Origin of the sequence: Bacillus sp. FSL P2-0099, assembly GCF_038007445.1 — a bacterium.
Lineage (GTDB): Bacteria > Bacillota > Bacilli > Bacillales > Bacillaceae_G > Bacillus_A > Bacillus_A mycoides.
This window is the reverse complement of record NZ_JBBOXE010000001.1, coordinates 274473-287500: the sequence shown is the minus strand read 5'-3', so window position 1 is coordinate 287500 and position 13028 is coordinate 274473. Positions and strand designations below refer to the sequence as shown.

Annotated in this window: 3 protein-coding genes and 6 rRNA genes; 1 reads left to right on the top strand and 8 read right to left on the bottom strand. The window is 46.6% G+C overall.

The window, feature by feature from the left end:
* The first annotated feature begins 84 nt into the window (after positions 1-84).
* Positions 85-636: a recombinase family protein gene (locus tag MKY90_RS01610; RefSeq protein ID WP_098169163.1), complete on the top strand. Its 552-nt coding sequence runs from the start codon at positions 85-87 to the stop codon at positions 634-636.
* Between the two features lie 115 nt (positions 637-751).
* Here MKY90_RS01610 and rrf (MKY90_RS01605) read toward each other — a convergent pair.
* The 8 genes from rrf (MKY90_RS01605) to MKY90_RS01570 all read right to left on the bottom strand — a co-directional run bounded on the left by rrf (MKY90_RS01605) (position 752) and on the right by MKY90_RS01570 (position 12795).
* A 5S ribosomal RNA gene (gene rrf / locus MKY90_RS01605) occupies positions 752-867 on the bottom strand.
* 49 nt (positions 868-916) lie between these two features.
* Positions 917-3838 (bottom strand): 23S ribosomal RNA (locus MKY90_RS01600).
* A gap of 145 nt (positions 3839-3983) precedes the next feature.
* Positions 3984-5535: ribosomal RNA gene (locus MKY90_RS01595) — 16S ribosomal RNA — on the bottom strand.
* Together the 16S, 23S and 5S rRNA genes form the textbook arrangement of a ribosomal RNA operon.
* 350 nt (positions 5536-5885) lie before the next feature.
* On the bottom strand, positions 5886-6617 hold the full coding sequence (locus MKY90_RS01590; protein ID WP_002035454.1) for a DsbA family oxidoreductase: 732 nt from the start codon (positions 6615-6617) through the stop codon (positions 5886-5888).
* Positions 6618-6808: 191 nt separating this feature from the next.
* Positions 6809-7768, bottom strand: coding sequence for an alpha/beta hydrolase (locus MKY90_RS01585; RefSeq protein WP_098168927.1), 960 nt, complete (start codon positions 7766-7768; stop codon positions 6809-6811).
* A gap of 241 nt (positions 7769-8009) precedes the next feature.
* Positions 8010-8125 (bottom strand): 5S ribosomal RNA (rrf, locus tag MKY90_RS01580).
* A 50-nt stretch (positions 8126-8175) separates the two neighbouring features.
* A 23S ribosomal RNA gene (locus MKY90_RS01575) occupies positions 8176-11097 on the bottom strand.
* 146 nt (positions 11098-11243) lie between these two features.
* Positions 11244-12795: ribosomal RNA gene (locus MKY90_RS01570) — 16S ribosomal RNA — on the bottom strand.
* Positions 12796-13028: the final 233 nt, after the last annotated feature.

Genomic DNA, 13028 nt, shown 5'->3' with positions numbered 1-13028 from the left:
TTATATATCAATAGAGTTTAGGAGACTGATAAAATCATAGTTAAGAGCGTCTCATAAGACTTGTCTCAAAAATGAGGTGATATTTTGCGAAAAATCGGTTATATACGCGTCAGTTCAACTAGCCAGAATCCTTCAAGGCAATTTCAGCAACTGAACGAAATCGGAATGGATATTATTTTTGAAGAAAAAGTTTCCGGAGCAACAAAAGATCGTGAGCAACTTCAAAAAATGTTAGAGGATATACAAGAAGGTGACATCATTTATGTTACGGACTTAACTCGGATTACTCGTAGTACACAAGATTTATTTGAATTAATCGATAACATACGGAGTAAAAAGGCAAATTTAAAATCCTTAAAAGATACATGGCTAGATTTATCAGAAGATAATCCCTACAGCCAATTCTTAATTACGGTTATGGCGGGTGTAAACCAATTAGAACGTGATCTTATCCGTATGCGGCAGCGTGAAGGAATTGAACTGGCTAAGAAAGAAGGAAAGTTTAAAGGTCGGTTAAAGAAGTACCATAAAAATCATGCAGGAATGAATTATGCAGTAAAGCTTTATAAAGAGGGAGATATGACTGTAAATCAAAATTGTGAAATTACAAATGTGTCTAGGCCCTCATTTATATAAATACGCTTACCTTTAAACAAATAAGCTTGTTATCAATGGATTTCTTGAGCCATTAATAACAAGCTTATTTCATTAAACACAAAAAAGACGAGTCATTCTGACTCGTCTTAAAATTGCTTGGCGACGTCCTACTCTCACAGGGACAAGGTCCCAACTACCATCGGCGCTAGAGAGCTTAACTTCCGTGTTCGGTATGGGAACGGGTGTGACCTCTCTGCCATCATCACCAAACTGATGAAGGTATATTCCTTCAAAACTAGATAACATTGCTTCATATTATATGGTTAAGTCCTCGATCTATTAGTATTCGTCAGCTCCACATGTCACCATGCTTCCACCTCGAACCTATCAACCTGATCATCTTTCAGGGATCTTACTAGCTTACGCTATGGGAAATCTCATCTTGAGGGGGGCTTCATGCTTAGATGCTTTCAGCACTTATCCCTTCCGCACATAGCTACCCAGCTATGCCCTTGGCAGAACAACTGGTACACCAGCGGTGCGTCCATCCCGGTCCTCTCGTACTAAGGACAGCTCCTCTCAAATTTCCTGCGCCCACGACGGATAGGGACCGAACTGTCTCACGACGTTCTGAACCCAGCTCGCGTACCGCTTTAATGGGCGAACAGCCCAACCCTTGGGACCGACTACAGCCCCAGGATGCGATGAGCCGACATCGAGGTGCCAAACCTCCCCGTCGATGTGGACTCTTGGGGGAGATAAGCCTGTTATCCCCGGGGTAGCTTTTATCCGTTGAGCGATGGCCCTTCCATGCGGAACCACCGGATCACTAAGCCCGACTTTCGTCCCTGCTCGACTTGTAGGTCTCGCAGTCAAGCTCCCTTATGCCTTTGCACTCTACGAATGATTTCCAACCATTCTGAGGGAACCTTTGGGCGCCTCCGTTACACTTTAGGAGGCGACCGCCCCAGTCAAACTGCCCACCTGACACTGTCTCCCGGGTCGATAAGACCCGTAGGTTAGAATTTCAATACAGTCAGGGCGGTATCCCACCAGCGCCTCCACCGAAGCTAGCGCTCCGGTTTCAATGGCTCCCGCCTATCCTGTACAAACTGTACCAAAATTCAATATCAGGCTACAGTAAAGCTCCACGGGGTCTTTCCGTCCTGTCGCGGGTAACCTGCATCTTCACAGGTACTATAATTTCACCGAGTCTCTGGTTGAGACAGTGCCCAAATCGTTACACCTTTCGTGCGGGTCGGAACTTACCCGACAAGGAATTTCGCTACCTTAGGACCGTTATAGTTACGGCCGCCGTTTACTGGGGCTTCAGTTCAGAGCTTCGCTTACGCTAACCCCTCTCCTTAACCTTCCAGCACCGGGCAGGTGTCAGCCCCTATACTTCGCCTTACGGCTTCGCAGAGACCTGTGTTTTTGCTAAACAGTCGCTTGGGCCTATTCACTGCGGCTTTCCGTTAAGAAAGCACCCCTTCTCCCGAAGTTACGGGGTCATTTTGCCGAGTTCCTTAACCAGAGTTCTCTCGCACACCTTAGGATTCTCTCCTCGCCTACCTGTGTCGGTTTGCGGTACAGGCACCTTTTATCTCGCTAGAAGCTTTTCTTGGCAGCGGGGAATCAAAGACTTCGCTCCATAAGGAGCTTCCCCATCACAGCTCAGCCTTCACGATAAGCGGATTTGCCTACTTATCAGCCTAACTGCTTGGACGTGCACAACCAATCGCACGCTTCTTCTATCCTTCTGCGTCCCTCCATTGCTCAAACGATAAAGAGGTGGTACAGGAATATCAACCTGTTGTCCATCGCCTACGCCTGTCGGCCTCGGCTTAGGTCCTGACTAACCCTGAGCGGACGAGCCTTCCTCAGGAAACCTTAGGCATTCGGTGGACGGGATTCTCACCCGTCTTTCGCTACTCATACCGGCATTCTCACTTCTAAGCGCTCCACCAGTCCTTCCGGTCTGACTTCACTGCACTTAGAACGCTCCCCTACCACTGATACCATTGGTATCAATTCGCAGCTTCGGTGGTGTATTTAGCCCCGGTACATTTTCGGCGCAGAGTCACTCGACTAGTGAGCTATTACGCACTCTTTAAATGGTGGCTGCTTCTGAGCCAACATCCTAGTTGTCTAAGCAACTCCACATCCTTTTCCACTTAATACACACTTTGGGACCTTAGCTGGCGATCTGGGCTGTTTCCCTCTTGACTACGGATCTTATCACTCGCAGTCTGACTCCTAAGGATAAGTCATTGGCATTCGGAGTTTGACTGAATTCGGTAATCCGATGAGGACCCCTAGTTCAATCAGTGCTCTACCTCCAAGACTCTTACACTTAAGGCTAGCCCTAAAGCTATTTCGGGGAGAACCAGCTATCTCCAGGTTCGATTGGAATTTCTCCGCTACCCACACCTCATCCCCGCACTTTTCAACGTGCGTGGGTTCGGGCCTCCATTCAGTGTTACCTGAACTTCACCCTGGACATGGGTAGATCACCTGGTTTCGGGTCTACGACCACGTACTAAACGCCCTATTCAGACTCGCTTTCGCTGCGGCTCCGCCTCTTCAGCTTAACCTCGCACGGGATCGTAACTCGCCGGTTCATTCTACAAAAGGCACGCCATCACCCATTAACGGGCTCTGACTATTTGTAGGCACACGGTTTCAGGATCTCTTTCACTCCCCTTCCGGGGTGCTTTTCACCTTTCCCTCACGGTACTGGTTCACTATCGATCACTAGGGAGTATTTAGCCTTGGGAGATGGTCCTCCCAGATTCCGACGGAATTTCACGTGTTCCGCCGTACTCAGGATACATTCAAGAGAGAACGAAGTTTCGACTACGGGGTTATTACCCTCTGTGACGGACCTTTCCAGGTCGCTTCGTCTACCTCGTTCCTTTGTAACTCCGTATAGAATGTCCTACAACCCCAAGAGGCAAGCCTCTTGGTTTGGGCTAGATTCCGTTTCGCTCGCCGCTACTCAGGAAATCGCATTTGCTTTCTCTTCCTCCAGGTACTTAGATGTTTCAGTTCCCTGGGTCTGTCTTCCATACCCTATGTATTCAGGTAAGGATACCATACCATTACGTATAGTGGGTTTCCCCATTCGGAAATCTTCGGATCAAAGCTTACTTACAGCTCCCCGAAGCATATCGGCGTTAGTCCCGTCCTTCATCGACTCCTAGTGTCAAGGCATCCACCGTGCGCCCTTTCTAACTTAACCAAACTAAAATTAAAAAATATGAGCTACACTGTTATCTAGTTTTCAAAGAACATACATTTAAACTTGAGAGATAGTTCTCTCAAAACTGAACGAAACAAAACAAGTCAACGTTTATTGATGAACTGCGTTCATCAATTCTCCATAGAAAGGAGGTGATCCAGCCGCACCTTCCGATACGGCTACCTTGTTACGACTTCACCCCAATCATCTGTCCCACCTTAGGCGGCTGGCTCCATAAAGGTTACCCCACCGACTTCGGGTGTTACAAACTCTCGTGGTGTGACGGGCGGTGTGTACAAGGCCCGGGAACGTATTCACCGCGGCATGCTGATCCGCGATTACTAGCGATTCCAGCTTCATGTAGGCGAGTTGCAGCCTACAATCCGAACTGAGAACGGTTTTATGAGATTAGCTCCACCTCGCGGTCTTGCAGCTCTTTGTACCGTCCATTGTAGCACGTGTGTAGCCCAGGTCATAAGGGGCATGATGATTTGACGTCATCCCCACCTTCCTCCGGTTTGTCACCGGCAGTCACCTTAGAGTGCCCAACTTAATGATGGCAACTAAGATCAAGGGTTGCGCTCGTTGCGGGACTTAACCCAACATCTCACGACACGAGCTGACGACAACCATGCACCACCTGTCACTCTGCTCCCGAAGGAGAAGCTCTATCTCTAGAGTTTTCAGAGGATGTCAAGACCTGGTAAGGTTCTTCGCGTTGCTTCGAATTAAACCACATGCTCCACCGCTTGTGCGGGCCCCCGTCAATTCCTTTGAGTTTCAGCCTTGCGGCCGTACTCCCCAGGCGGAGTGCTTAATGCGTTAACTTCAGCACTAAAGGGCGGAAACCCTCTAACACTTAGCACTCATCGTTTACGGCGTGGACTACCAGGGTATCTAATCCTGTTTGCTCCCCACGCTTTCGCGCCTCAGTGTCAGTTACAGACCAGAAAGTCGCCTTCGCCACTGGTGTTCCTCCATATCTCTACGCATTTCACCGCTACACATGGAATTCCACTTTCCTCTTCTGCACTCAAGTCTCCCAGTTTCCAATGACCCTCCACGGTTGAGCCGTGGGCTTTCACATCAGACTTAAGAAACCACCTGCGCGCGCTTTACGCCCAATAATTCCGGATAACGCTTGCCACCTACGTATTACCGCGGCTGCTGGCACGTAGTTAGCCGTGGCTTTCTGGTTAGGTACCGTCAAGGTGCCAGCTTATTCAACTAGCACTTGTTCTTCCCTAACAACAGAGTTTTACGACCCGAAAGCCTTCATCACTCACGCGGCGTTGCTCCGTCAGACTTTCGTCCATTGCGGAAGATTCCCTACTGCTGCCTCCCGTAGGAGTCTGGGCCGTGTCTCAGTCCCAGTGTGGCCGATCACCCTCTCAGGTCGGCTACGCATCGTCGCCTTGGTGAGCCGTTACCTCACCAACTAGCTAATGCGACGCGGGTCCATCCATAAGTGACAGCCGAAGCCGCCTTTCAATTTCGAACTATGCAGTTCAAAATATTATCCGGTATTAGCCCCGGTTTCCCGGAGTTATCCCAGTCTTATGGGTAGGTTACCCACGTGTTACTCACCCGTCCGCCGCTAACTTCATAAGAGCAAGCTCTTAATCCATTCGCTCGACTTGCATGTATTAGGCACGCCGCCAGCGTTCATCCTGAGCCAGGATCAAACTCTCCAATAAAGTTAGTTTGTCTAGCATCTAAAAATAAAAATTGACGTTCACGTTGTTTGTTTCGTTCAGTTTTCAAAGAACTTGTCTGTCGCTCATTTGCGACTCCCTTATGTTAACATTTTCATATTTCAATGTCAACCAAGTTTTTTTATTTCTTTTGTCGCTTTCTGCGTTGTTGCTATCGGCGACTTGTTCTATATTACACCTCTAACCTACAATCGTCAATATGTTTTTATAAAAAACTTCATTTTTTTATAAATCCTATTTACGTTATTAATTTATCTATTTATATACCTCTTCTATAAGAATAGATAAGCAACCCATGAAACACTCTATGGGTTGCTATCCCATCATAAAAACTATTGTTCTTTTGAAGGTACAGAACAACTTTCATCCGTACAAGACATATCGCTTCCACCCTCTGAAGAAAGCTCTTGTAACTTAGGTGCAGGATTCTCTTCTTCCCAAACTTGCTGAAGTGCACCAACAAAAGTTTCAAGTGGTTGCGCACCTGAAATAGCATACTTTTGATTAATAATAAAATAAGGAACTCCCGAAATTTGATATTGCTGAGCAATCGCTTCATCAATTCTAACATCATTTGCATATGCGCTTTTATCATTAATAACATGTAGAGCTTCTTGCTTATCTAAACCTGAAGCTTCAGCAATAGTAGCAAGCGTATCCACATCACTTAAATTTTTCGATTCAGTGAAATATGCACAAAGTAGATTTTCCGTAATCTCTTTTTCTTTCCCTTGATCCTTTGCAAATTTGGCAAGACGATGCGCATCAAAAGTGTTCGTCGGCTTCATCTCTTCAAAATTAAAACTTAACCCCATACTAGCTGCATGATTGCCTAGTTGTATATTATTACGCTTAGCTTCTTCAATACTAATCCCATACTTTGATGCAAGTACTTCATTAATACTTGTTCCAGAATAGATTGGAGCATTTTGGTCTAATTCAAAACTTTTAAACTCAACTTCAACATCTTTCTTATGCGGAAATTGCTCTAAAGCCATTTCTAATCTACGTTTCCCAATATAACAAAATGGGCATACAAAATCTGACCATACTTCAATTTTCATAGAAACACCTCATTAACATGTAGTTTTCAATTATTGTAGCACTGGCAATAAGGAATTCAAAAATTTATGCTTCAAACCTTATATACTACAAACTAAAATGAGTTTTTAAATAGAAAAAACGATAATCAAAAGTATAAAAACATTTCCTTCTGATTATCGTATATACAAAATACAAATCTAAAACAATCTAATTACGCTGGAATGTATCTCCCCACGAACTCCCATACGGTATTCCAATATTTATTCGAATCTACCTTCTCGGCTTCTCCATGTCCAGCACCTGGAACAATTAATTTCTCTTTTTCTACTTTTGCAGCATTATATACTTCATCTAACATTTCATAAGGAACGAATGTATCAGCGTCCCCATGAATAAATAGCATCGGTGTTTTACTTTTCGCTACTTGTTTTACAGCTGAAGCTTCTTCTAAATCATATCCAGCTCTTAATTTTGTAACTGTATTTGCCGCATTCATAACAGGAAACTTCGGCAAGTGGAATAAATCGTTTAATTGATAAGTAAATTCATCAATAACAGTTGAGTATCCACAATCTTCAATAATAACTTTAACGTTAGAGGGTAACTCTTCACCTGAAGTCATCATTACAGTTGCTCCCCCCATTGAAACTCCAAAGAGTGCTATTTCAGCATTAGGGTCTTTCTTTACAATTTGTTGAATCCAAATCAAAATATCTTTACGATCGTGCCAGCCCATCCCTATATAATCACCTTCACTATTTCCATGCCCACGAAGATCTGGCGCTATGACGTTATATCCTTCTTCATAAAAATTCCGGATATATTTCGTCATTTTCGATGCCCTACTATCATATCCATGAACTACAATTGCCCATTTATGGCTAGATTGTTCATTCATATATTCATAACCTGTTAATTTCAACTTATCGAAAGAATTTATGTTTCGTATATTAGGTTTATGATTTGATACAAAGTTCGCATCCTTTTCTTCATTTGTAGCAAACACACCTCCCGATGCATTCACAGTTTCTACTAAGTGAGGATTATCCTCTAAAAACTCTTTCTCTTGTTTCGCATTCAACGCATAATTATAAAAATAATTCCCGACTAACATATAAGTAATTGCTAGAAGGACTAAAACCACTATAGTAATTACACCTATCTTCTTCATATTATCTCCTTAAAAAATTTAAATCTTTCTATATTAAAGTACCTCGAAAAACAACTGTACTATTTTAACACACCGATAGATTGCTTCTACAAAAAATAGAATAGAAAATCTTAAACTACACATCAAAAATGATGAAAGAAAATGAATATGAGAGGATCAAAATAATAAGGATTACTTACTTGAGACTGATAAGAAGTTTAAAACACAAAAAAGACGAGTCATTCTGACTCGTCTTAAAGTTGCTTGGCGACGTCCTACTCTCACAGGGACAAGGTCCCAACTACCATCGGCGCTAGAGAGCTTAACTTCCGTGTTCGGTATGGGAACGGGTGTGACCTCTCTGCCATCATCACCAAACTGATGAAGGTATATTCCTTCAAAACTAGATAACATTTGCTTCATATTATATGGTTAAGTCCTCGATCTATTAGTATTCGTCAGCTCCACATGTCACCATGCTTCCACCTCGAACCTATCAACCTGATCATCTTTCAGGGATCTTACTAGCTTACGCTATGGGAAATCTCATCTTGAGGGGGGCTTCATGCTTAGATGCTTTCAGCACTTATCCCTTCCGCACATAGCTACCCAGCTATGCCCTTGGCAGAACAACTGGTACACCAGCGGTGCGTCCATCCCGGTCCTCTCGTACTAAGGACAGCTCCTCTCAAATTTCCTGCGCCCACGACGGATAGGGACCGAACTGTCTCACGACGTTCTGAACCCAGCTCGCGTACCGCTTTAATGGGCGAACAGCCCAACCCTTGGGACCGACTACAGCCCCAGGATGCGATGAGCCGACATCGAGGTGCCAAACCTCCCCGTCGATGTGGACTCTTGGGGGAGATAAGCCTGTTATCCCCGGGGTAGCTTTTATCCGTTGAGCGATGGCCCTTCCATGCGGAACCACCGGATCACTAAGCCCGACTTTCGTCCCTGCTCGACTTGTAGGTCTCGCAGTCAAGCTCCCTTATGCCTTTGCACTCTACGAATGATTTCCAACCATTCTGAGGGAACCTTTGGGCGCCTCCGTTACACTTTAGGAGGCGACCGCCCCAGTCAAACTGCCCACCTGACACTGTCTCCCGGGTCGATAAGACCCGTAGGTTAGAATTTCAATACAGTCAGGGCGGTATCCCACCAGCGCCTCCACCGAAGCTAGCGCTCCGGTTTCAATGGCTCCCGCCTATCCTGTACAAACTGTACCAAAATTCAATATCAGGCTACAGTAAAGCTCCACGGGGTCTTTCCGTCCTGTCGCGGGTAACCTGCATCTTCACAGGTACTATAATTTCACCGAGTCTCTGGTTGAGACAGTGCCCAAATCGTTACACCTTTCGTGCGGGTCGGAACTTACCCGACAAGGAATTTCGCTACCTTAGGACCGTTATAGTTACGGCCGCCGTTTACTGGGGCTTCAGTTCAGAGCTTCGCTTACGCTAACCCCTCTCCTTAACCTTCCAGCACCGGGCAGGTGTCAGCCCCTATACTTCGCCTTACGGCTTCGCAGAGACCTGTGTTTTTGCTAAACAGTCGCTTGGGCCTATTCACTGCGGCTTTCCGTTAAGAAAGCACCCCTTCTCCCGAAGTTACGGGGTCATTTTGCCGAGTTCCTTAACCAGAGTTCTCTCGCACACCTTAGGATTCTCTCCTCGCCTACCTGTGTCGGTTTGCGGTACAGGCACCTTTTATCTCGCTAGAAGCTTTTCTTGGCAGCGGGGAATCAAAGACTTCGCTCCATAAGGAGCTTCCCCATCACAGCTCAGCCTTCACGATAAGCGGATTTGCCTACTTATCAGCCTAACTGCTTGGACGTGCACAACCAATCGCACGCTTCTTCTATCCTTCTGCGTCCCTCCATTGCTCAAACGATAAAGAGGTGGTACAGGAATATCAACCTGTTGTCCATCGCCTACGCCTGTCGGCCTCGGCTTAGGTCCTGACTAACCCTGAGCGGACGAGCCTTCCTCAGGAAACCTTAGGCATTCGGTGGACGGGATTCTCACCCGTCTTTCGCTACTCATACCGGCATTCTCACTTCTAAGCGCTCCACCAGTCCTTCCGGTCTGACTTCACTGCACTTAGAACGCTCCCCTACCACTGATACCATTGGTATCAATTCGCAGCTTCGGTGGTGTATTTAGCCCCGGTACATTTTCGGCGCAGAGTCACTCGACTAGTGAGCTATTACGCACTCTTTAAATGGTGGCTGCTTCTGAGCCAACATCCTAGTTGTCTAAGCAACTCCACATCCTTTTCCACTTAATACACACTTTGGGACCTTAGCTGGCGATCTGGGCTGTTTCCCTCTTGACTACGGATCTTATCACTCGCAGTCTGACTCCTAAGGATAAGTCATTGGCATTCGGAGTTTGACTGAATTCGGTAATCCGATGAGGACCCCTAGTTCAATCAGTGCTCTACCTCCAAGACTCTTACACTTAAGGCTAGCCCTAAAGCTATTTCGGGGAGAACCAGCTATCTCCAGGTTCGATTGGAATTTCTCCGCTACCCACACCTCATCCCCGCACTTTTCAACGTGCGTGGGTTCGGGCCTCCATTCAGTGTTACCTGAACTTCACCCTGGACATGGGTAGATCACCTGGTTTCGGGTCTACGACCACGTACTAAACGCCCTATTCAGACTCGCTTTCGCTGCGGCTCCGCCTCTTCAGCTTAACCTCGCACGGGATCGTAACTCGCCGGTTCATTCTACAAAAGGCACGCCATCACCCATTAACGGGCTCTGACTATTTGTAGGCACACGGTTTCAGGATCTCTTTCACTCCCCTTCCGGGGTGCTTTTCACCTTTCCCTCACGGTACTGGTTCACTATCGATCACTAGGGAGTATTTAGCCTTGGGAGATGGTCCTCCCAGATTCCGACGGAATTTCACGTGTTCCGCCGTACTCAGGATACATTCAAGAGAGAACGAAGTTTCGACTACGGGGTTATTACCCTCTGTGACGGACCTTTCCAGGTCGCTTCGTCTACCTCGTTCCTTTGTAACTCCGTATAGAATGTCCTACAACCCCAAGAGGCAAGCCTCTTGGTTTGGGCTAGATTCCGTTTCGCTCGCCGCTACTCAGGAAATCGCATTTGCTTTCTCTTCCTCCAGGTACTTAGATGTTTCAGTTCCCTGGGTCTGTCTTCCATACCCTATGTATTCAGGTAAGGATACCATACCATTACGTATAGTGGGTTTCCCCATTCGGAAATCTTCGGATCAAAGCTTACTTACAGCTCCCCGAAGCATATCGGCGTTAGTCCCGTCCTTCATCGACTCCTAGTGTCAAGGCATCCACCGTGCGCCCTTTCTAACTTAACCAAACTAAAATTAAAAAAATATGAGCTACACTGTTATCTAGTTTTCAAAGAACATACATTTAAACTTGAGAGATAGTTCTCTCAAAACTGAACGAAACAAAACAAGTCAACGTTTATTGATGAACTGCGTTCATCAATTCTCCATAGAAAGGAGGTGATCCAGCCGCACCTTCCGATACGGCTACCTTGTTACGACTTCACCCCAATCATCTGTCCCACCTTAGGCGGCTGGCTCCATAAAGGTTACCCCACCGACTTCGGGTGTTACAAACTCTCGTGGTGTGACGGGCGGTGTGTACAAGGCCCGGGAACGTATTCACCGCGGCATGCTGATCCGCGATTACTAGCGATTCCAGCTTCATGTAGGCGAGTTGCAGCCTACAATCCGAACTGAGAACGGTTTTATGAGATTAGCTCCACCTCGCGGTCTTGCAGCTCTTTGTACCGTCCATTGTAGCACGTGTGTAGCCCAGGTCATAAGGGGCATGATGATTTGACGTCATCCCCACCTTCCTCCGGTTTGTCACCGGCAGTCACCTTAGAGTGCCCAACTTAATGATGGCAACTAAGATCAAGGGTTGCGCTCGTTGCGGGACTTAACCCAACATCTCACGACACGAGCTGACGACAACCATGCACCACCTGTCACTCTGCTCCCGAAGGAGAAGCTCTATCTCTAGAGTTTTCAGAGGATGTCAAGACCTGGTAAGGTTCTTCGCGTTGCTTCGAATTAAACCACATGCTCCACCGCTTGTGCGGGCCCCCGTCAATTCCTTTGAGTTTCAGCCTTGCGGCCGTACTCCCCAGGCGGAGTGCTTAATGCGTTAACTTCAGCACTAAAGGGCGGAAACCCTCTAACACTTAGCACTCATCGTTTACGGCGTGGACTACCAGGGTATCTAATCCTGTTTGCTCCCCACGCTTTCGCGCCTCAGTGTCAGTTACAGACCAGAAAGTCGCCTTCGCCACTGGTGTTCCTCCATATCTCTACGCATTTCACCGCTACACATGGAATTCCACTTTCCTCTTCTGCACTCAAGTCTCCCAGTTTCCAATGACCCTCCACGGTTGAGCCGTGGGCTTTCACATCAGACTTAAGAAACCACCTGCGCGCGCTTTACGCCCAATAATTCCGGATAACGCTTGCCACCTACGTATTACCGCGGCTGCTGGCACGTAGTTAGCCGTGGCTTTCTGGTTAGGTACCGTCAAGGTGCCAGCTTATTCAACTAGCACTTGTTCTTCCCTAACAACAGAGTTTTACGACCCGAAAGCCTTCATCACTCACGCGGCGTTGCTCCGTCAGACTTTCGTCCATTGCGGAAGATTCCCTACTGCTGCCTCCCGTAGGAGTCTGGGCCGTGTCTCAGTCCCAGTGTGGCCGATCACCCTCTCAGGTCGGCTACGCATCGTCGCCTTGGTGAGCCGTTACCTCACCAACTAGCTAATGCGACGCGGGTCCATCCATAAGTGACAGCCGAAGCCGCCTTTCAATTTCGAACTATGCAGTTCAAAATATTATCCGGTATTAGCCCCGGTTTCCCGGAGTTATCCCAGTCTTATGGGTAGGTTACCCACGTGTTACTCACCCGTCCGCCGCTAACTTCATAAGAGCAAGCTCTTAATCCATTCGCTCGACTTGCATGTATTAGGCACGCCGCCAGCGTTCATCCTGAGCCAGGATCAAACTCTCCAATAAAGTTAGTTTGTCTAGCATCTAAAAATAAAAATTGACGTTCACGTTGTTTGTTTCGTTCAGTTTTCAAAGAACTTGTCTGTCGCTCATTTGCGACTCCCTTATGTTAACATTTTCATATTTCAATGTCAACTAAGTTTTTCATTTTGTTTTGTCGCTTTCTGCGTTGTTGCTATCGGCGACTTGTCCTATATTACACCTCTAAACTCTAATCGTCAATATGTTTTTCTAAAAAA